Source organism: Ralstonia flaminis (assembly GCF_958415495.1).
Lineage (GTDB): Bacteria > Pseudomonadota > Gammaproteobacteria > Burkholderiales > Burkholderiaceae > Ralstonia > Ralstonia flaminis.
The window spans coordinates 346,920-367,121 of the sequence record NZ_CATZLL010000006.1; the positions used below are offsets into that span (position 1 = coordinate 346,920).

16 protein-coding genes and 1 pseudogene are annotated in these 20,202 nt (G+C 63.6%); 1 reads left to right on the forward strand and 16 read right to left on the reverse strand.

Features of this window, described 5'->3' with window-relative positions; genetic code table 11:
* Positions 1-4 precede the first annotated feature (4 nt).
* The 13 genes from miaB to R2N11_RS12375 form a co-directional block, all read right to left on the reverse strand.
* Positions 5-1,372, reverse strand: a complete 1,368-nt coding sequence (gene miaB / locus R2N11_RS12315) for a tRNA (N6-isopentenyl adenosine(37)-C2)-methylthiotransferase MiaB (protein ID WP_316681241.1) — start codon at positions 1,370-1,372, stop codon at positions 5-7.
* A 61-nt stretch (positions 1,373-1,433) separates the two neighbouring features.
* Positions 1,434-1,847: a hypothetical protein gene (locus R2N11_RS12320; protein ID WP_316681242.1), complete on the reverse strand. Its 414-nt coding sequence runs from the start codon at positions 1,845-1,847 to the stop codon at positions 1,434-1,436.
* Positions 1,848-1,937: 90 nt separating this feature from the next.
* On the reverse strand, positions 1,938-2,936 hold the full coding sequence (locus R2N11_RS12325) for an NAD(P)/FAD-dependent oxidoreductase (protein WP_316681243.1): 999 nt from the start codon (positions 2,934-2,936) through the stop codon (positions 1,938-1,940).
* A gap of 135 nt (positions 2,937-3,071) precedes the next feature.
* Positions 3,072-3,962, reverse strand: a complete 891-nt coding sequence (locus tag R2N11_RS12330; RefSeq protein ID WP_199031574.1) for an OmpW/AlkL family protein — start codon at positions 3,960-3,962, stop codon at positions 3,072-3,074.
* A 200-nt stretch (positions 3,963-4,162) separates the two neighbouring features.
* Entirely contained in the window at positions 4,163-5,086 is a 924-nt protein-coding gene (locus R2N11_RS12335) for a DUF1571 domain-containing protein (protein WP_316681260.1), read from the reverse strand.
* A gap of 35 nt (positions 5,087-5,121) precedes the next feature.
* On the reverse strand, positions 5,122-6,891 hold the full coding sequence (locus R2N11_RS12340; protein WP_316681244.1) for an AMP-binding protein: 1,770 nt from the start codon (positions 6,889-6,891) through the stop codon (positions 5,122-5,124).
* A gap of 90 nt (positions 6,892-6,981) precedes the next feature.
* Positions 6,982-8,313, reverse strand: a complete 1,332-nt coding sequence (locus tag R2N11_RS12345; protein WP_316681245.1) for an acetyl-CoA C-acetyltransferase — start codon at positions 8,311-8,313, stop codon at positions 6,982-6,984.
* The gene (locus R2N11_RS12350; protein ID WP_316681246.1) at positions 8,303-9,256 is read right to left on the reverse strand and encodes a MaoC/PaaZ C-terminal domain-containing protein; all 954 of its coding nucleotides are present in this window, start codon (positions 9,254-9,256) and stop codon (positions 8,303-8,305) included. Before R2N11_RS12350 ends, R2N11_RS12345 begins: the two co-directional genes overlap by 11 nt.
* 7 nt (positions 9,257-9,263) lie before the next feature.
* Positions 9,264-10,676, reverse strand: coding sequence for a 3-oxoacyl-ACP reductase (locus R2N11_RS12355; RefSeq protein WP_316681261.1), 1,413 nt, complete (start codon positions 10,674-10,676; stop codon positions 9,264-9,266).
* Between the two features lie 19 nt (positions 10,677-10,695).
* Complete coding sequence (locus tag R2N11_RS12360; protein WP_316681247.1) at positions 10,696-13,206, reverse strand: acyl-CoA dehydrogenase; 2,511 nt, start codon at positions 13,204-13,206, stop codon at positions 10,696-10,698.
* 108 nt (positions 13,207-13,314) lie between these two features.
* Positions 13,315-14,379 (reverse strand): TetR/AcrR family transcriptional regulator, encoded by a 1,065-nt coding sequence (locus R2N11_RS12365; protein ID WP_316681248.1) that lies wholly within the window; start codon positions 14,377-14,379, stop codon positions 13,315-13,317.
* 257 nt (positions 14,380-14,636) lie between these two features.
* Positions 14,637-15,659, reverse strand: a complete 1,023-nt coding sequence (locus R2N11_RS12370) for a histone deacetylase family protein (RefSeq protein ID WP_316681249.1) — start codon at positions 15,657-15,659, stop codon at positions 14,637-14,639.
* Positions 15,660-15,696: 37 nt separating this feature from the next.
* Positions 15,697-17,004: an MFS transporter gene (locus R2N11_RS12375; RefSeq protein WP_199031581.1), complete on the reverse strand. Its 1,308-nt coding sequence runs from the start codon at positions 17,002-17,004 to the stop codon at positions 15,697-15,699.
* A gap of 136 nt (positions 17,005-17,140) precedes the next feature.
* Here R2N11_RS12375 and R2N11_RS12380 point away from each other — a divergent pair, with 136 nt between their 5' ends.
* Positions 17,141-18,145 carry a LysR family transcriptional regulator gene (locus tag R2N11_RS12380; RefSeq protein WP_199031582.1) on the forward strand — a complete coding sequence of 335 codons (1,005 nt, stop codon included), beginning with the start codon at positions 17,141-17,143 and terminating at the stop codon, positions 18,143-18,145.
* 53 nt (positions 18,146-18,198) lie between these two features.
* Here the strand turns inward: R2N11_RS12380 and R2N11_RS12385 are convergent.
* The 3 genes and pseudogenes from R2N11_RS12385 to R2N11_RS12395 all read right to left on the reverse strand — a co-directional run.
* Positions 18,199-18,534 (reverse strand): annotated as a pseudogene (locus tag R2N11_RS12385) (transposase); the annotation flags it as partial.
* 57 nt (positions 18,535-18,591) lie between these two features.
* Positions 18,592-19,446 carry a hypothetical protein gene (locus tag R2N11_RS12390; RefSeq protein ID WP_316681250.1) on the reverse strand — a complete coding sequence of 285 codons (855 nt, stop codon included), beginning with the start codon at positions 19,444-19,446 and terminating at the stop codon, positions 18,592-18,594.
* Positions 19,352-20,202, reverse strand: an 851-nt coding sequence (locus R2N11_RS12395; RefSeq protein WP_316681251.1) for a glycoside hydrolase family 19 protein, incomplete at its 5' end; no start/stop codon positions are given. The genes R2N11_RS12395 and R2N11_RS12390, both read right to left, overlap by 95 nt.

Below are 20,202 nucleotides of genomic sequence, written 5' to 3' on the forward strand. Positions count from 1 at the left end.
ATGATCAATGGGTCACACGGTTGTCATCGGCGACCACCTCACCGCGCAGCGAGTGCGGGAAGGCGTGCACGATGCGCACGTCCAGCATCTGGCCGATCAGCTGGTCGCGGCGCGCTTGCGGCAGGTCCGGCAGGGCAAAGTTGACCACGCGGTTGTTCTCGGTGCGGCCGTGCAGCTCGGTCGGGTCCTTGCGCGACGGGCCTTCCACGAGGATGCGCTGCACGCTGCCGACCATGCCTTGGCTGATGCGCGCGACGTTCTCTTCGATGGTCGCCTGCAAATGTTTCAGGCGTTCGAGCTTGACGGCCTGCGGCGTATCGTCATGCAGGTTGGCGGCCGGCGTGCCGGGGCGCGGGCTGTAGATGAAGCTGAACGAGGTGTCGTAGCCGATCTCGTGAATCAGGTCCATCGTCTTGGCGAAGTCCGCATCGGTCTCGCCCGGGAAGCCGACAATGAAATCGGTGGCGATCGAGATGTTCGGCCGGATCGCACGCAGTTTGCGGATGCTGCTCTTGTATTCGAGCACCGTGTAGCCGCGCTTCATCGCCATCAGGATGCGGTCGGAGCCGTGCTGCACGGGCAGGTGCAAGTGGTCGACCAGCTTCGGGTTGGTGGCGTAGGCCTCGATCAGGCGCGAGGTGAATTCCTTCGGGTGGCTGGTCGTGTAGCGGATGCGCTCAATGCCCGGAATCTCGGCCACGTATTCCAGCAGCAGGGCAAAGTCCGCGCGCTCGCTGGTGTCGCCCATCTTGCCGATGTAGGCGTTGACGTTCTGGCCCAGCAGCGTGACTTCACGCACGCCTTGCTCGGCCAGGCCGGCCACTTCAGCCAGCACGTCATCGAAGGGGCGCGAGACTTCTTCGCCGCGGGTGTAGGGAACGACGCAGTAGCTGCAGTACTTTGAGCAGCCTTCCATGATCGATACGAACGCCGTGGCGCCTTCCACGCGCGCGGGCGGCAGGTGGTCGAACTTCTCGATCTCGGGGAAAGACACGTCGACTTGTGAGCGGCCCGTGCGGCGGCGCGCGGCGATCAGCTCCGGCAGGCGGTGCAGCGTCTGCGGGCCGAAGACGACGTCCACGTACGGCGCACGCGCCACGATGGAGGCGCCTTCCTGGCTGGCGACACAGCCGCCCACGCCGACCACGAGGTCCGGCTTGAGTGCTTTGAGCGCCTTGACGCGGCCAAGCTCGGAGAACACCTTCTCCTGCGCTTTCTCACGCACGGAGCATGTGTTGAAGAGGATCACATCCGCATCTTCGGGCGTGTCGGTGGGGACGAGACCTTCGGCAGCGTTGAGCACATCGGACATCTTGTCCGAGTCGTACTCGTTCATCTGGCAGCCGTAGGTTTTGATGAAGACTTTTTTCATGTGCCGTTCACAGTGGTTGACCTGGGGGCACGTGCTTCGTGGGGCGTTCTGACGTCTGGCGCTACTGAGACTGCGCTTGCGCCTGAGCCTGAGTGGCGACCGCGGCCTTGTAGTCGTCATCACTGACGACCCAGGCCGTCAGCAACTGCTGATACAGGTCGAGCTGATAGCGCACCTTGAACGTCTGGCCGACCACCGAACCCGGCGGCATCAGCCGGCCATCCAGCGACAGGATCCGCACGCCGGGGGCGAAGCGGATATCAGCCTTGGTGGTTCCGAAACCGAGCAGCAGGATGTTCACCAAGCCCGTGCTGCCAGTGGTCAGCGTGCCGGTATTGACCGAATTGACGGTCAACTGGGCTGCCGGAGCCACCGCCGGAATGTTGCGCAGGACTTGCGCATGGGCGGACAGCAGCGGCGCTGATGCCGCAACCACGGCAAAGGCTAGGGCGAGGACTTGGCGTCGGGTGCGCATGGCGTCGTCAGGAGAAAGCCACCGCCGGGTGAGCGACCCGGCACACGAAACACGAGACAACCCGACATTGTAACGCTGGCCAGTGTGTTCCTATAGCGCTTCGGCAATCTTTGCGGCCAGCGCAACACCGCTCAGGAACGCGGCCTCGACACGCGGGCCCTCGCACCAGTCGCCGCAGGCGCCCAGGCGGGCGGCGGTGTCCCAATGGCAGGGCATGCCGGCGGATTGTTCGACCAGTGCATGCGGCCACAGATGCGCCGCCATGATGTCGGGCTCAGGCGTGCCGGGAAAGGCCTCGGCAAAGCGGGCATGCAGAGCGTGCAGCGCCTGCTCGGGGGTGTCGTTGGCGTGTGCGGCCGACCAGCCCGGCGACGCATGCACCACCCAGGACTCATCCACCATCACCCGGCCTGGCTTGGTGTTGTCGCGTGCGGCCCAGGCGAGCATGTCGTCGTCAATGCGGATGCCGTCATACGGCAGGTCCAGCGATTGCGTAAAGCCCATCATCAACGCCCAGCAGGGTGCGTAGCGCACCGGCGAGATGGCTTCCTGCAGCGAGGCGGGTGCCACGTTGCCAAACAGCGCCGGCAGTTCGGGTGCGGGCAGGGCCAGGGCGACGATGTCGGCATGGGCGGTGTCGGCGCCGGCGCGCTCGATGGTCCAGCGGCGCCCCTCGTGTGCGACGCGCGTGACGGCGTGGCCGAAGCGCACATCCAGCGGCGTCGCCAAACTGCGCACCAGCGCGCCCATACCGGGCAGGCCGACGTAGCGGGCCTCGTCGCGTGAATCCGCCTGCAGGGCGTCTGCTGTGCGATGCCCCCAGCGTGCCGGCCACGGCATCACCGAGCCTTGCCGGCGGGCGGCATCCATCGCACGGCGGAAGGCTTCGCTGCGCACGTTGAATGACTGCGCGCCGTGGTCAAAGGCGTAAGCCGGGGCGCCTTCGGGCAGCACCGTGGTGGCCAGCCGGCCGCCCACGCCGCCGGCGCGTTCATAGACGGTGGCGGCAATGCCTTCTGCGGCAAGCGCGTTGGCACAGGCAACACCGGCAATGCCGGCTCCGACGATGGCGATGGAAGGCTGGGTCATGGGTGGCGTGGCGGGCAGGGTGAAACGGGCGAGCGATGCTGAAACCCCGCCATCATATCGATTCCTATCATCGTGAAAAGCGGCAATGAAAAACGCCACCCGGAGGTGGCGTTTGTTCAGGCGCAACGTTGCGGCTTAGAACCGATAGCCGAGGTTCAGGCCGAACACCAGCGGGTCGACCTTGATGTCGGTCTTGTTGACCGCCAGCACCTGACCCTGCGCACTGCGGATCGTGATGGTGGAAGTCGTCTTCAGCGGCAGGTACGACACGGTGCCCGTGGCGATCCAGTTCTTGGCGAACTCGTACGACACGCCAATGTTGGCAACCGGCGTCCAGGAGCTCGACGTTTCCGCCGTCACCTTGGCGGTGCCGCTCGGCACCTGGCCCATGCCGAGCTGCAGCACCTGACCGAGGTTCTGCAGCGCGTTGACGAAGTTCGGGTTCAGCTTCAGGTTGGTGAAGAAGTTGTAGCTGACGCCCGCGCCGATGAACGGACGCAGCTTGCTTTCCTTCGTGCCGAAGTAGTACTGGGCGACGATGGCCGGGCTCCATTCACGCACGGTGGCGACCGGATTGTTTTGCGGCAGGCCAAGGTTGATGAGCGTCAGCGGCCCGATGACCGGCACCGGCGCGATCACGTTGCCGCTGCCGTACAGGTTGAACTTGGGCGGCACGCCACCCACGAACGTACCGGCGATGTTGTCGGTAAAGAAGTGCGTGAACGTGAGCGACAGCGTGTTGGCGTTACTGACTCGCACGTCAGTTCCGGGCGACTGGTACGTGCCCAGGCCCAGCGCGCTCGTGGTGGTGGTCAGCGGCGTGGCCGAATCCATCGGACGGATATAGAACCAGCCCACCGCCGCGACGTTGCGGCCCCAGACGTAGTTGTCCATGAAGCTGCTGAAACCGCCGCCGCTACTGCTGCTGGAGCCGGCATCGGACGATTGCGCATGAGCGAGGGGGACAGCGAGGGCGCTGGCAGCGCAAGCGAGTGCTGCAGCAAAGCGGCGAGTGGTGCGGTTCATGTGGTTGTCTCTCTGGATTGGATTGTTATTTCGCCTGGGTGTGGCGATTTGTGTTTCCGCAGCATAACGCAGCGTTTTCGCTGCGTTCACCGAGGTTTTCCTCTAGCTGGTACGCACACCACAGGGGTTTCCCCTAATCCTGTTTCATACCGGCTGTCAGTCAGCGGAGCCTTGGTGCACAACGGTCTGCGGGTGAGGCTTTAAAACTTGTATTCCGGGTTCTTGGGGTTGAAGGTCTGGTCGTTCCAGGTCTTGCGCGTGACGCTCTCGATGACGATCTTTTCGATCTGGTTGCCCGACTCATCCCAGGATTCTTCGACACGAACCCAGGGGTTTTTCAGGTCGAACGACAGCCGCACACGCTTGGCGTAGAACGTGGGCGGGCCACTGGGGGCATCCCAGGTCAGGCGCAGCATGCGCTCGCCGCCTTCGGTCACCATCTTGGCTTCGTTGAACTTGCCGCTGCCGCCCGCCGCCACGTGCGCGCGCCCATCGCGTTCCACCGTGTCGACGATGAACTGCAGCCCCAGCTCACGCGCGGTGTGGTTCGACTGCGATTTGGCCAACGACCCATCCAGCGCGCTCCAGATGGCGGCAAAGCCGAAGAGGCCGCCCAGGTGGCCGTACATCTCATCCTTGCGCACGGTCTCGTCGTAAATGATTTCCTGGCCTGCATGCGAGCCGCCCTTGAGCCAGCGGGCGTAGACCTGGCGCGGTGCATTGCGATAGCGGATCAGCATGAGGGCCGGCTGGCTCTGCCACTGGTCTTTCACGCGCTCCTGCCGGCGCATGCGGTATTCGTACTCGGGCAGCTTGGCCACCTCGGCGCGCAGCCAGCGCACCAGTGTCTCTGGCTTCATCGCCTGGGCCATGGCGAGGATGTCGTCGTCGGACCAATCGGCAAAGGCGTTGGCATGGACCTGGCCGCTGAGCCAGGTTGTCTGCCGGGCGACGTCCATGGCGGCAAAGCCGGCGATGGCGGTGGATTGCGATGCCGGTGCCGCAGTGGCGGTGGGCACTGCGGGCACTGCGGGTGCTGCGGGTGCAGAAGCTTCGGGGGTCTGGGCCCAGGCCGCGGTCGTGCAGACCAGTGCCGTCGCCAGGGCAAGCGTGCGCAGTTGCATGGGGGTCTTCTCCATCGTTGCGATCGTGGGGGTGGTCATTGCTGTGCCTGTGCGCGGGCGCGCTTGATGTCGGGATCGGCATCGCGCAGCTCGCGGCGCAGGATCTTGCCCACGGTCGACTTGGGCAGCTCTTCATCGCGGAACTCGATAATGCGCGGCATCTTGTAGCCGGTCAGGTGCGCGCGGCAGTGTTCGAGCAGCGCAGGCTCCGTCAGCGCGCCAGTGCGGCGTACCACGATGATCTTCACCCGCTCGCCTGCCACCGGGTCGGGCACGCCGATGGCGGCCACTTCCAGCACTTCGGGGTGCAGCGCGACGGCGTCTTCGATCTCGTTCGGATACACGTTGAAGCCCGAGACCAGGATCATGTCCTTTTTGCGATCGATCAGGCGGATGTAGCCGTTGGTGTCCATCACGCCGATGTCGCCGGTGGAGAACCAGCCGTCGGCGTCGATGGCTTTGGCGGTTTCATCTGGGCGCTGCCAGTAGCCGCGCATGACCTGCGGCCCGCGTACCTGCAATTCGCCGGGCTCGCCCAGTGGGGCGATGCTGCCGTCATCGGCCTTGAAGCGTACCTCGGTGGACGGCGCCGGCAGGCCGATGGTGCCGCTGAACTCGGTCACCTGTGGCGGGTTCATCGACACCACGGGTGAGCACTCCGTCAGCCCGTAGCCCTCAACGATGGTGTGGCCCGTCACCTGCTTCCAGCGCTGGGCGATGGCGCGCTGCACCGCCATGCCGCCGCCGATGGTGATCTTCATGGCCGAGAAATCGCGCTTGGCGAACTCCGGGTCTTCCAGCAGCGAGTTGAACAGTGTGTTGACGCCGGCAATGCCTGAGAAACGTTCATTGCGCAGGATAAACAGCACGCGCTTGGTGTCGCGCGGATTGGCAATCAGGATGTTGCGCCCGCCCATGGTCATGAACATCAGCAGGTTCACCGTGAGCGAGAAGATGTGATACAGCGGCAGCAGCGTGACATTGGTCTCCGCATCGCCCGAAAGCATGCCCTTGGACCACACCTCCGCCTGCAGCAGGTTGGCGATGATGTTGCGGTGGGTGAGCATGGCGCCCTTGGCCACGCCGGTGGTGCCGCCGGTGTACTGCAGGAAGGCGATGTCTTCCGGCGCCAGCGACACGGCTTGCGGCGCCCGCGTGCGGCCCGTGGCCAGCGCATCGCGCAACCAGATGGGAGCGGGCAGCTTGTACCGCGGCACCTGCTTCTGCACGTTGCGCATCACAAAGTTCAGCGCGCGGCCCTTGAGGTTGAGCGCCCCGCCCATCAGGTCGCCAATGCCGGTGAGGACGATATTGCGCACCTGTACGGGTGCCGCCAGGGGCAGCGCCTGTTCCAGCGTGCGCGCAAAGTTCTCCAGCACGACGATGGTCTGGGCGCCGGAATCGCGCAACTGGTGCGCCAGCTCGGGCACCGTGTACAGCGGGTTCACATTGACGACGATGGCACCCGCCAGCAGCGTGCCGAACAGACACACCGGATACTGCAGGCTGTTGGGCAGCATGATCGCTACGCGGTCGCCCTTCTTCACGCCGCGCGATTGCAGCCATGCGGCGAACTGCCTGGCCTTGCGCTCGCATTCGTCGTACGTCATTTCCGTGCCGACGCTCACATAGGCGACCCGATTGCGATACTTCTCCACCGATTCGCGAAACACCTCGGCCAGCGAGTGATAGCGGTCGGGGTCGATCTCGGCGGGTACGCCTTCGGGATACGACTTCAGCCAGATGCGGTCGCTCCGGTCGGTCAGGCTCGAGTTTGGCTGAGTTGGGTCGGCAACGGTGTTCATGGTGTCTCCGTCCATGACAAATGCGGCGAGCTGTTGTTATGTGCCGCGCGGGTTTTGAGGTCGGGCCGTTCCCGTTTTGGCCCGAGCGGTTTAGTGCGACATCGTTTCAGGGCGCTCCAGAATGGCGACCACGCCTTGCCCACCGGCCGCGCATATCGACACCAGCCCGCGCCCGCTGCCCCGTTGCGCCAGCATCTTGGCGAGCGTGGCGACGATGCGCCCGCCCGTGGCGGCAAACGGGTGGCCCGTGCCCAGCGAGCTGCCGTTCACGTTGAGCTTGCTGCGGTCGATGCTGCCCAGCGGTGCGTTGCGGCCGAGTTTTTCGCAGCAGTACTCGGGCGACTCCCATGCCGCCAGCGTGCAGAGCACCTGGGCAGCAAAGGCTTCGTGGATCTCGTAGTAGTCGAAGTCCTGCAGCGTGAGGCCCGCGCGCTGCAGCATGCGTGAGACGGCATAGGCCGGTGCCATCAGCAGCCCTTCGTTCTGCTCGGGTGTGCCGCTGAAGAAATCGACAGCAGCCGTGTCCGCGCACGTCATGTAGGCGAGCACGGGCAGGTTGTGTTCGCGCGCCCAGTCCTCGCTGGCGAGCAGCACACACGAGGCACCGTCGGTGAGGGGCGTGGAGTTGCCGGCGGTCAGGGTGCCGCTGGCGCTGCGGTCGAACACTGGTTGCAGCTTGGTAAGCTGATCCGCCGTGAGGTTGCTGCGCAGGTTGTTGTCGCGATCCAGCCCGAGGTGGGCGGTCATCAGGTCGGTGAAGAAGCCACGCTCGTAAGCGGCCGTCAGGTTGTGGTGGCTACGCAGGGCCAGTGCATCCTGGTCTTCGCGGCGAATGCCCCAGCGCTTGGCCATCAGCTCGCAGTGCTCTCCCATCGACAGGCCGGTGCGCGGCTCGCTGTTGCGCGGCAGGAGCGGCCGCACAAACATCGACGGCCGCAGCCCCGCCAGCGCCTTGAGGCGTGCACCGGTGGACTTGGCGCGGTTGGCTTCCAGCAGAATCTTGCGCATCTTCTCGTTCAGGCCGACGGGCGCGTCGGACGTGGTATCCGTGCCGCCCGCGATGCCCACGTCGATCTGCCCCAGCGCGATCTTGTTGGCCACCAGGATGGCCGCTTCCAGTCCCGTACCACACGCTTGCTGCACGTCATACGCTGGCGTCTGCTTGGCGAGCGTGGTGGAGAGCACCGATTCGCGCGTCAGGTTGAAATCCCGCGAGAGTTTGATCACGGCGCCAGCCACCACTTCGTCCAGACGCTGTCCGTGCAGGTTGAAGCGGTCGACCAGGCCCTGCAGGGCGGCGGTCAGCATCTGCTGGTTCGATGCGGTGGCGTAGGCCGTGTTCGAGCGGGCGAACGGAATGCGGTTGCCCCCGAGGATGGCGACGCGGCGCACCTGTGCACCTGCATGCACGTTAACGAGCATGGATTCGGTCTCCCGTGTTGTCTTGTTGTGCTTGCGGCAGTGTCAGCACGCCGCGCAGATAGGGTTTGTCGCCGGCGGTGTTGCGTACCTCGAACGCGCGGCCTGGCGTCGCTTCGCCGGCTTGCCACAGCGTGGCCGCACCAGGCAGCGACAACGGCGTCTTGAACTCGGCCACCACCTCGCCCTGTGCAAGCGGCGCAGCGGGCAGCAGCGCAGCCAGTGCGCGTGCCTTGGTCCACATGCCGTGGGCGATGGGGTGCGCAAAGCCGAACAGCTTCGCGCCAAGGTTCGATACGTGGATCGGGTTCCAGTCGCCCGAGACGCGGGCATAGCGGCGGCCGGTGTCGGCAGGGGCATCCCAGTGGCCGTCGCGCGACAGGTCCTGCTCGGCCGGCAACGCAATCAGCGGTGCCCCCTGCGGAGACGCCACGCCTACGCGCAGGTAGGTCGAGAGCGATTCCCACACCACGGTGCCCGCCCTGACTACAGCGGTTTCAATGGCAAATGCCTGCCCGCGTGCATGCTGGAACAGCCGGCGCGGGCGGACTTCCACACGCACGCGTTCTCCGGCGGTGAGTGGCCGATGCTGGCGGATCGTATTGCACAGGTGCACCAGCCCGATGACCGGATAGGGAAACGCCGATTCCGTCATCAACATGAGTTGCAGCGGAAAGCCCAGCAGGTGCGGATAGGTCATCGGCACGCCATGTGCGGGCGAGAAGCCGCAAACGGCGGCGTAGTGCGCGATGTGCTCTGCATCCAGCGGCACCTCCTGCCGCACCAGCGTATGGCGCGGCAGCGGCCCGCCGCGCTTGCCCTTGCGTTGCGACAGCAGCGCCCGCCACGCCAGCGCCTTGGCTGACGGCGGCGTTGCTACCAGCGTTTGTGTGGCAAAGAGCGGCGTGACGGTTGCGCGGGTGCGTGTGGCAACGGTGGGCGGCATGATCGTTCTAGGCTCCGAGCAGGCTCTGGCCGCACACGCGCACGACATTGCTGGTCACACCGTTGGACGCCGGGCAGGCAAACCACGCTATCGCCTCGGCCACGTCAACCGGCTGGCCGCTCTGGCTCATTGCGTTCATGCGGCGGCCCGCCTCGCGGATGGCGAAGGGCACGGCCGCCGTCATCTGCGTTTCAATAAAGCCCGGTGCAACGGCATTGATGGTGATGCCGCGCTCGGCCAGCAGTGGCGCACTGGCTTGCACCAGCCCGATCACGCCCGCCTTGGACGTCGCATAGTTGGTCTGCCCCAGATTGCCCGCAATGCCGCTGATGGACGACACGCAGACGATGGCCCCGCCCGCATGCAGCGCGTTGGCAGCAAGCAGCGCATCGTTGATGCGCAACTGCGCGGTGAGGTTGATGTCGAGCACGCTGCGCCATGCCGGTTCAGTCATGCGGGCGATGGTCTTGTCGCGCGTGATGCCGGCGTTGTGCACGAGGATGTCGATGCCGCCTGCGGCAGCCAGTTGCTGCGCAAGCAGGGCGGGTGTTTCCGGCGCGGCAATGTCGTAGGCCAGTGCTTCACCGCCGATCTCCTGCGCCACTGCGCTCAACCCTTCCTGCGCGGCGGGCACATCGAGGCACAGCACACGTGCACCGTCGCGCGCCAGCACATGCGCAATCGCCGCGCCGATGCCGCGCGAGGCACCCGTCACCAGTGCGGTACGCCCGGCCAGTGGTTTTTGCCAATCCACGGAAACCGTGACTGCCGCCCGCACGCGTACCACCTGCCCCGATACATACGCCGAGCGCGCCGACAGCAAAAACCGCAGCGTCGACGCCGCCACGTTCTCGGCGCCCTCGGCCACGTAGACGAGCTGCGCCGTGCAACCACGCCGGATCTCCTTGCCGAGCGAGCGCGTCATCCCCTCCAGCGCGCGCTGGGCGATTGCAGCCTTCGGTGTCTTGCAGTCTTCAGGCGGACGGCCGATGACCACCACGCGCCCACAGCGGCCGACGGCACGCACGCCGTCGTGGAACACGTGATACAGCGCGTCGAGGTCTTCCGTTGTTTGAATGCCGGTGGCATCGAAGACGATGCCACCAACGCGGTCAAACGCATCGCCTTCCTTGCCTGTGGGCGCAACAAAGCGCCCGGTGATCTGCCCATGCCGGTTGGCAGCGCCGAGCCATTCGGGGTCGCTTTCATGAAAGCGCGTAGGTACGCCGATCTCGGCAAACAGCGCGGCCAGTGTTTCGCGCATCGCGCCGCCCGGTGCGGCCCCCACCAGGAACGGGCCGACGAACTCCGGTTTTCCTTCCTGATACCGGCGCAGCGGCACCGGTTGCGGCAGGCCAAGGTTGGCCGACAGCCATTTGCCAAAACCGGAACCGACGAAATCGAGGTACTTGTCTTGCATCGTTGTTGTTGTGGTTGGATCAGGCTGCGCGGCGTTCTGCGGCTTGCAGGGCATCGAGCGCATCCTTGCGGCGCTGCAGATCGGCCAGCAGGTTGAAGTCGGGCGGGAAATCATCCACGGCGACGGCGTGTTCGCCGTAGCGCGCGTAGTCGCACAGTTGCTTGCGTTCGGCCTCGTCGATGAGGCCTTGTGCCACGGCCTGCGCAGTCCAGTCTTCGAAGTCGGGCAGGCTTTGCGGCACGGGCGGCAGCTTGCCTTCTCGGATGACGGGTTTCAAGCGCTGCTCGATGGCATCCACTGCCGGTTGCAAGCGGAAGGCCGCTTCGCCATAGGCGATCGGGTCGATGTCGGGCGTGGGGCAGTACGAATCGGCCAGCAGGCGGTCACGCGCGGCGCCCGGTGTTTGCATCAGTTCCGCGACTTGCGCAGCCAGCGCATCCGACGGCTTGTGATAGGCCGCGCCAAACGGAAAGATCAATGCGCGCAGCAATCTGGCGATGCCCCGGCTCGGAAAGTTCGCCAGCACGCCGTCCAATGCGTCGTGCGCCTTGACCAGCGCGTCTTGCACCGACCAGTGCACCAGCGGCGCATCTTCGACCGGGCGGCCTTCGTCTTCAAAGCGCTTGAGCGCAGACGAGATCAAGTACATCTGCGAGAGGATGTCGCCCAGCCGCCCGGTGATGCTCTCGCGGCGCTTGAGCGTGCCGCCCAGCGTGAACATCGACACGTCGGACAGCAGTGCAAGCGCGGTCGAGAAGCGGTTGACGGCCTGGTAGTAGCGGTGCATTTCCGGCGCGGCATTGCTGGGTGCCGGCACCACGCGCCCGCCCGACAGCGCGTGCAGGAACGCACGCACGAAGTTGCCCGCGATGAAGGCGCCATGCCCGAACAGTGCCGCATCAAAGGCGCGCACGCTCTCGGGGGAATCGGCACCCTGCGCAGCCGTCATTTCACGCAGCACATACGGATGACAGCGGATCACACCCTGCCCGAAGATGATCAGGCAGCGCGTCATGATGTTCGCACCTTCCACCGTGATGGCAATGGGCACCTGCTGATACGCACGCGCCAGGAAGTTGTTCGGACCCATGCAGATGCCCTTGCCGCCGACGATGTCCATCGCATCGTTGACCACATCGCGCGCACGTTCGGTGACGTGGTACTTGGCAATGGCGGAGATGACCGAGGGCTTCTCGCCCAGGTCCACCGCCAGCGCAGACAGGCGCCGCGCTGCATCCATCATGTACAGGTTGCCGCCCATGCGGCCGAGCGCTTCCTGAATGCCCTCGAACTTGCCGATGGGCGTGCGGAACTGGCGGCGGACGGCGGCATACGCGCCGGTACTGCGTACGGCAATCTTGGCCAGCCCGACGTTGGACGACGGCAGCGAAATCGCGCGGCCTGCCGCCAGGCATTCCATCAGCATGCGCCAGCCACGGCCGACTTGCGGCCGCCCGCCGATCACCCAATCGATCGGGATGAACACATCCTTGCCGGAGTTCGGGCCGTTCTGGAACACCGCGTTCAGAGGCCAGTGGCGGCGGCCGATGTTCACGCCCGGGTGCTTGGTTGGGATCAGCGCGCAGGTGATGCCGGGTTCTTTGTCGCTACCCAGCAGCCCGTCCGGATCGACCGCGCGGAAGGCCAAGCCCAGCACTGTCGCAATCGGCCCGAGCGTGATGTAGCGCTTGCTCCAGGTCACGCGAAAACCCAGCGTCTCGCGGCCTTCGTGCATGCCGCGGCAGACCACGCCCACGTCGGGGATGGCAGCGGCGTCCGACCCCGCATACGCGTTGGTCAGCGCAAAGCAGGGGATCTCTTCACCGCGTGCGAGACGCGGCAGGTAGTGGTTCTTCTGCGCCTCGGTGCCGTAGTGCAGCAGCAGTTCAGCCGGGCCCAGCGAGTTCGGCACCATGACCGACACCGCTGCCGCTGAGCAACGCGTCGACAGCTTCATGATGACCTGCGAGTGCGCATAGGCCGAGAAGCCTTTGCCGCCGTATTCCTTCGGGATGATCATGCCGAGAAAGCCGGCCTGCTTGGCATAGGCCCACGCTTCGGGCGACATGTCTTGCCAGATCTGCGTGCTTTCCCAGTCGTTGGCGAGGTCGCAGAGCTTCTCGGTTTCCACATCGAGGAACGATTGCTCCTCAGGCGACAGACGCGGCTGCGGCGACGACAGCAGCCGCTTCCAGTCGGGGCGGCCGGAGAAGAGTTCGGCATCCCACCAGACGGTGCCGGCTTCGATGGCGTCGCGTTCCGTTGGCGACATCTCCGGCATGATCTTGCGGAACATCGCCAGCACGCGGCGCGTGATCAGCGCACGGCGCAGCGGCTTGAGCGTGAGTACCAGCGCGGGCAGCACGAAGACGATGGCGAGTAAGGTGGTGAACACCGGGCCGGCAAGGCCGAGCCATGCACCCGCTGCCAGCCACACAACCGTGCCGGCCAACCAGGCCAGCGCTGGTGCCTCCATGCTGGCGAGGCCGAGCGCGCCAATGCAAAGCAGGACGATCCAGATCGTCGTCATGAGGGTCTCCATTCGATGCGTTCAAGCGCTGGGCATTCGGTGTGTGCCGAATGTCCAGCGATTCCCGTGCCTACGGGGGTGGAAGCTACGCCGCGCTTAGTGTTGCCGTCAGGCGCTGGGGCTGCGCCAGGGGCGCATCGGGTTGGCCGGGAAGATCGCGCGCGCGGCGTTGCTGCGGCGGATGGCCAGCGCACGGGTGCGTGCCGTGGGCGGGGAGCCGCCGTCCTCGTGCTCGTCACCGTCGTCGAGGGCGCTGTTGTGCTCGTCCTCATGCTCGTCGGCATCTTGGGCGGCACTGGCGCGTGCGCCGGGCGTGCGGCCGAACAGGTCACCGGCAAAGGGCGATGCGGTGGCGGGCGTTGTCGTGCGTTCGGGAGCGCGACCATTGCCGGTGCCGGATTGGCGCCCCGAGCCGTGGTGGCCGTTGCCGCTGTCGCTGCCGTTGGGGGCATCATCGGCTGTCGCCACGGGCGTGGGGGCCTGGGCTTCGGCCAGTTCGACCACCTGGTCGAGGGCGCCGGCCTCGCCGGGCAGCGGGGCGTTGAGCGTGGCCACCACCAGCGCGGTCAGGCGCGCCAGCAGCGAGGCATCGTTCATCGGCTTGCCCTGCGTGAACATCGGCAGCAGGTTGTTGAGGTCATCGCCGGCCAGCACGCCCGCGAGCGCCTTGAGCGAGAAATGCAGGCGCCAGCCGAGTTCAGCGCGTGGCACATGCGGCAGCGCGGATGAGAACGCTTCGAAGAATCGACCGAACACCGGCGCGTAATGCCCAAGCAGATAGTTCTGCACAAACGGCGAGGTGTCGGAATACACGCGGCCCATCAGGCGCAGGAAGGCGGGGCCGCCCGTGTCGGGGTTGCGCGCCATCTGCAGCGCCGGCACAAACAGCGCGCCGAGCACGTGATCGCAGGTGAGCTGCTCCTTGGTCCAGCGTTCTTCGCAGGCGGTGAGCAGCGCCAGGCGGCGCGTGTTGAGTGGGTCCAGCCGGCGACCCAGCACCGACTGCATCAACGCTTCCTTGCTGCCGAAGTGATAGTTGACCGCTGCCAGATTGACCTTGGCGCGCGCGGTGATCTGCCGCAACGACATCGCCTCGTAGCCGAACTCGATGAACAGCAGTTCGGTGGCCTCCAGAATGCGGCCCTTGGTGTCTCCTGCTCCAGGACGTCCCATGTCTCCTACCTCGTTTTTTTGGGTCTGATATCGGGTCGATTGCTGCATTGCAGCGCTCCAACGCTCGATTCAAACATGTGTATGGGGTTGCCCGGGCATGTTAGGAACAGACGTTTGAAAACGCAAAGTTCCCAATTCGAGCAGGCACTCTAGACGAGGGGAGGTGGCCCGGAGAACGTATGAAACGCTTGGGCTGCGAAGTGAGTAGGCGCAAACATCAAAATTGCTAAAGCGATGTCTGCGCCTGGGGGAGGAGGTCAGCTGGTGGGATGAAGGCCGCCGAAGAATGCGGCAGCGTTTTGTGCAAGGGTGGCGAGGTGGTAGCCGCCCTCCTGGACAACCAGCGTCGGCAGCCCAAGCCCACCGATAGCCGTGCCGAGACGGCCAAAGCCTTCCGTCGACACATCCACCTGCGACTGCGGATCTTCGCGATAGATGTCGAAGCCGAGTGACAGCACCAGCGCATCGGGCTGGAAGCGTTCGAGTGCGGCAAGCGCCTCGCCCAGCTTGTCGAAGAACACCGATTCCGGTGAGCGATGCGGCATCGGCAGGTTCACATTCAGGCCAACGCCATCGCCTGCGCCGTGCTCGTCGTCAAAGCCGGCGACCACGGGGTAGAAGTTGGTCGGATCACCGTGGATGGAGACGTAGAGCACATCCGCGCGGTCGTAAAAGATCTCCTGGATGCCCTGGCCGTGGTGCATGTCGGTATCGAGGATGGCGACCCGCTTGTACTTGGCGCGCAAGGCTTGCGCGGCCACGGCGGCGTTGTTGAGGTAGCAGAAACCGCCGGCGGCCTCGCGGCGTGCATGGTGGCCGGGCGGGCGGCACAGTGCGTAGGCCAGGCGCTCGCCACCGAGGATGGCCAGCGCGCCAGCCACCGCGCTCTGTGCCGACCAGTATGCCGATCGCCATGTGTTTGCGCCGATGGGGCAACTGCCGTCCGCCAGGTAGCGCGCGGCCTGGGCCAGCACGCCGCGCAGTGCATTGGGCTCGCGCACGAAGATGTTGGACATGACCTCGTCGCCCCAGTCTTCGGGCAGTCGGCGCCAGTCGGCGTGGGCGTCCTGCAGGAAACGCAGATAGGGCTCGCCGTGCACCGCAGTGAGCGGGGCGAGGCCGTGGTCCTCGGGCTGCGCGATGGTGAAGCCGAGATCGCGCGCGGCCTGCAGCAGGTTGCGCGCGCGATCTGGCACCTCTTGCGGCGTGCGCATCTTGCCGCGCGAGTAGTAGCTCTGCGGATGATGCAGCAGCTGTTCGGGATGGAAGAACGTCAGCATGGGCGAAGCAGGTTGGGGGAGAACCAGAGGAATCACATCAGGCGTTCACGGCATCGCCGGCAGGAGCACGGCCGCGCTGGCGCGCATCGATGCCAGCGATGCACAACAGCGAGACACCTGCCAGCAGCGTGTAGAACACCGCCAGCGGCCACCATTCGCCGTGGAAGCGTTGCGCGAGGATGGTGCCCACCAGCGGCGTGAGCCCGCCCGCCACCGCACCACACACTTGGTACGACAGCGAGATCGCGGAGTACCGCACACGCGTTTCGAACACGCCCGATACAAAGCCCGCGATGACCGAATAGAAGCTCGCCATGCACACCACGGCGATGGCGATCCCGAGAATCATCAACGGCGCCTGGCGCGTCTGCACCAGCAGGAACATCGGATACGGCGAGGCCATCGCCAGCAGCGCCATCAGCTTGAGGAAGCGCGCCCCGCCGAGCTTCTCCGCCAGCCAAGCCGCCAGCGGCTGCGCGAGGAACTGGATGAACGCCACGGCAAACAGGCAATCGAGAATCAACGTCTTCGACAGCGACAGGTACTGCGTCGTGTACGCGATCATGAAGGTGTTGGTGAAGTACACACCCGCAATGCCGATGGTGTTGGCGCCAATGCACAGCAGCACCGGCACGCGCGCCGTGCGCCAGACCTCGGCGATCGGCAACTTGGCGGTCTTGCGCTGCGCTTGCACCTGCGCAAACTCGGGCGACTCGTTCACGCCCAGTCGGATTGCCACGCCCACGATCAGCAGCACCGCGCTGGCGAGGAAGGGCAGACGCCAGCCCCAGTCCATGAACACATCTTTCTCCATCGACGTGACGAGGCGGAAGGCCAGCAGCGAGAGGATCAACCCAGCGGGGCTGCCGAGCTGCGCGAACGACGCGAAGAACGTGCGGCGGCCCTTGGGCGCATGTTCGCCCGCCATCAGCACCGCGCCGCCCCATTCGCCGCCGACGGCGATGCCCTGCACCACGCGCAGCAGCACCAGCAGCACGGGCGCAAGCGCGCCGGCGGTGGCATACGTCGGCAACAGGCCGATGCCGATGGTTGCCAGGCCCATCATCGTGAGCGTGATCATCAGCGCCTTCTTGCGGCCGATGCGGTCACCCCAATGGCCGAACACGATGCCGCCAAGCGGCCGCGCGAAGAAACCCACGGCAAACGTACCGAACGACGCGAGCGTGCTGAGGAATGGATCACCGCCCGGAAAGAACAGCGGCCCGAATACGAGTGCTGCGGCGGTGGCGTAGATGTAGAAGTCGTACCACTCGATCATGGTGCCGACAAAGGCGGCCGTGGCCGCGCGCGCAGGCTGACGCCCGCCCGGTTGAGACGGTTGCATGTATGTAGCTCCTCACAGATGTGTTTTTTTAGCCCACCGTATCGAGACGGTGGATGCGTGTTTATTGCCGGTTGACGGGTATTAGTCAAATTCTGAATACTTATTGTTTGTATAAGCCTGACTCATATTCATCGCCATGGACCCGTCTGCACTGGACCCCGCACTTGTCAGCGACCGGCTTGACTGGAACCTGCTGCGCACCTTCCTCACCATCGTTCACGAGCGCAGCATCAGTCGCGCGGCGGTACGGCTGCACATCACACAGCCGGCGGTGAGTCTTGCTCTGCGGCGGCTGGAAGATCAGCTCGGTCACACGCTCATCGAGCGGCGTGGCTCGCACTTCCGCCTCACGCGCGTTGGGGAGGACGTGCTGCGCATCGCCACCGATGTCTACGGCAATGTCGCGCGGCTTGGCTCAGAGCTGGGCGAACCGCAGGACGATGTGAGCGGCGTGCTGCACTTGCTGACGGTCAGCCGCATCCAATCGGGCGTGTATGACGAGTGCCTGGCGGCGTTTCATCGGCATCACCCGCGTGTCGACCTGCAGGTGGACGTGATGCGCAGCGCGGACATCCTTGATGCGCTTGCGCAGAAGCGCGCCGGCGTTGGTTTGAGCCTGTGCCGTACGCCGATCGACAAGCTCGAGCGGCAGCTGTTTTTGCGGCAGCGCTATGCCGTGTTCTGCGGACGCCACCACCGCTTGTTCGGGCGCACCGGCCTGTCGATCAGCGATCTGCTTGGTGAGAACTTTGTCTCGTTCATGAGCGACCAGTTGGGCGATGCGCTGTCACCGCTGGCGGTGTTTCGGGATCAGCAGGGATTCACAGGGCGCATCATCGCCACGTCGCCGAGCCTGGATGAGATCAAGCGGCTGGTGTTTGCGGGGTATGGGGTGGGTTGTCTGCCGGAGCACATCGTGGCGGAGGATCTGGCGCAGCAGCGGCTGTGGAGGCTGCCGCCGGAAGAGGGCGTGGCTGATATCGACCTGTATCTGATGTGGCACAAGGAACGGCGTCTGGCGCCCGCCGAGGAGGCGTTTTTGGCGCACTTTCGGCGGTATATGGCGCGGTATTCGCTGGCGGAGCGGTTGGGGGATGTGGTGAATGCGCCGTTGGCGGCGTTGCGGGCGCCGGCGGGGTAGGGGGCATGACCCGCCGAAATCAGAGCAGTCAGCCCTGAACAATTCACTTAGTTCTTCATGCCTTCGGTCTCCACACCCTGATTGCCGCGATCAACAACCGCGATCCGTGGCTGTACGCCGTTCGGTATCTGCGCCTGCTCCAGCACCTCGGCCAGCGTGTGCCCGTCGTACGGATTGCCCGACATCAAGCGCGCTCCCAGCACCAGTTCTTCTTGTGCGTGGTCGTGATTGATACCTTCACGCCGAACTCGTACGGCTTGCGCGCCTTGCCCTTGGCCGGGCGCTTGACTTCTGGCGCATGCAGTGCATAGAGCTTGTTTATGTTGGCCCTTTTGCTCCTGCGACAGAATCCGCTTGGGCCGACCAATCAAGTCGTCCAGCGTGGCGCGGCACTTCGCGGTTGTACTTCCGTCACGACATCAAACCATGCTGTGCCGCCTGCGACATCATGGATCGAGGGTGTCACATGTCACCCACATATTTAAGGGTCGTTTTCCGCCGTTGTAATTTATTTGACACCATCCACCGGTTTTTCTTTCGACAGTAACGTGGTCTCCATTTATAAGATATTTATTGGTTATGTCCTGAGCGTTCGGGCCGTTATACAAGTGGCTTTTGTGTTTCATGGACGCAGGAATGGAAACCTCCTGATTCATTAGTGGTGCGAAAGGTGATTTCGTTGATTCTTGAACTGGGTTTCTAGTTGTGTAGGGGTACTTGTAAGTTTTGTTTCCATTGGTCAACCAACTGTAACCCTCTCCAAACCATTCGGAAATTCTCTCATTCCTACGCAAGGTCGAGCCTGATTGATCGAATATAGAGACGGAATAAAATTTTCCGGAAGAATTTGGCTCAACAAGGGAGTTGCGGATTTCTATGGATTGGATAATGGCGATCTTATCTTCGTTATCTTGGTTGATGTGCATAGTAAAGGCATCAACTATTTCACCTGGGGATTCATCATAGAGAAGCCCTCTGCCTTCCGCTTTCCTTGGCTTTTGCCAATTTTGTATAAAATACAAGCTGATCTCATCGATGCCGACTGGGTTGCCGTTATTTTTGTCCAATACGGGCTGCTTTACAAAGCAAACAATTCCTCTTTCTGTTGATAGCGGTCGGTGGCTTTGTACGCCGCGGATGTCATTGCAAGTGAACTCAGCTTGCGCAGAGTGACAGCCGACAATGGCTAGTGAGGCTAGGATTTTGTTAATCATTTGTGCAACCGGATGAAAAATACTTATTGAAAATAATTGATATTTCTCTTTTAAATTGTTGGCGCTCAGTGAGGCCTTTGTATCCACTATTTATTGGACGGGTGACCTTTTTTACCCCTTCATCGCCTGTGTTTAGGGGGTTGTCGGCAATGGCGCCAATTCTCCTATCTCTCCAGAACCACAGGCCTGTTTCTATGATGACTCTTGGGTTGTTTTCAACTAGCTCGGGTTGGCTATCAATTGGGTAGCCTATTTCGCTTGCGCACTTCTTATATGTTTCGTAGTGGGTGAGATGCAGAAGGCCTCGGCCACGGAAATCTTTTCCAGGTTGATCATTCGAGCCAAAACAATGTTCACCATATGCCGGGTCATTTGCTATCAGGTGACTTTGAATCCATGCAATTTTTGCTGCCGGACTGGGGAATGTCATGTTCTTTCTGGAAAACCCGTTGTTGATTACCGTGGGTGCCATGTTGTATAGAGACTGACCGGTGTAGCTCGCGTAGTAAAGTGATTCTCTGAATGCTTTGAAGCGTTTGGTTTCATGCTTCGCTTGTGCCAATAAATGTTTTATCTGTTGGCAGGTGTTGATTCCATATTTGTCGAATAATTTTATTGATGCGCTAGAGAATTCGTCGAGAAAATTACCGCTGGCGTCGGGGGAAATCTTGGCCAAAAATGCCTTAGTTAGTGCGATTGATGCTTCACATTGTTTGCAAGTTGGAGTGGTTGCACCAGAAAAATTCCCCACCAACGCCCCCGGATGAATATGAAATACATCCGAGTCCGGCAGGCTGGGCAGGTTGGCCTTCACCGCCTCCCACCACATAAGCCTCTCAATCC

What these genes read in the sequence shown, in the direction of transcription:
- miaB (WP_316681241.1), bottom strand. Translation starts at nt 1,372, where the DNA reads ATGAAAAAAGTCTTCATCAAAACCTACGGCTGCCAGATGAACGAGTAC.
- R2N11_RS12320 (WP_316681242.1), bottom strand. Translation starts at nt 1,847, where the DNA reads ATGCGCACCCGACGCCAAGTCCTCGCCCTAGCCTTTGCCGTGGTTGCG.
- R2N11_RS12325 (WP_316681243.1), bottom strand. Translation starts at nt 2,936, where the DNA reads ATGACCCAGCCTTCCATCGCCATCGTCGGAGCCGGCATTGCCGGTGTT.
- R2N11_RS12330 (WP_199031574.1), bottom strand. Translation starts at nt 3,962, where the DNA reads ATGAACCGCACCACTCGCCGCTTTGCTGCAGCACTCGCTTGCGCTGCC.
- R2N11_RS12335 (WP_316681260.1), bottom strand. Translation starts at nt 5,086, where the DNA reads ATGCAACTGCGCACGCTTGCCCTGGCGACGGCACTGGTCTGCACGACC.
- R2N11_RS12340 (WP_316681244.1), bottom strand. Translation starts at nt 6,891, where the DNA reads ATGAACACCGTTGCCGACCCAACTCAGCCAAACTCGAGCCTGACCGAC.
- R2N11_RS12345 (WP_316681245.1), bottom strand. Translation starts at nt 8,313, where the DNA reads ATGCTCGTTAACGTGCATGCAGGTGCACAGGTGCGCCGCGTCGCCATC.
- R2N11_RS12350 (WP_316681246.1), bottom strand. Translation starts at nt 9,256, where the DNA reads ATGCCGCCCACCGTTGCCACACGCACCCGCGCAACCGTCACGCCGCTC.
- R2N11_RS12355 (WP_316681261.1), bottom strand. Translation starts at nt 10,676, where the DNA reads ATGCAAGACAAGTACCTCGATTTCGTCGGTTCCGGTTTTGGCAAATGG.
- R2N11_RS12360 (WP_316681247.1), bottom strand. Translation starts at nt 13,206, where the DNA reads ATGACGACGATCTGGATCGTCCTGCTTTGCATTGGCGCGCTCGGCCTC.
- R2N11_RS12365 (WP_316681248.1), bottom strand. Translation starts at nt 14,379, where the DNA reads ATGGGACGTCCTGGAGCAGGAGACACCAAGGGCCGCATTCTGGAGGCC.
- R2N11_RS12370 (WP_316681249.1), bottom strand. Translation starts at nt 15,659, where the DNA reads ATGCTGACGTTCTTCCATCCCGAACAGCTGCTGCATCATCCGCAGAGC.
- R2N11_RS12375 (WP_199031581.1), bottom strand. Translation starts at nt 17,004, where the DNA reads ATGCAACCGTCTCAACCGGGCGGGCGTCAGCCTGCGCGCGCGGCCACG.
- R2N11_RS12380 (WP_199031582.1), top strand. Translation starts at nt 17,141, where the DNA reads ATGGACCCGTCTGCACTGGACCCCGCACTTGTCAGCGACCGGCTTGAC.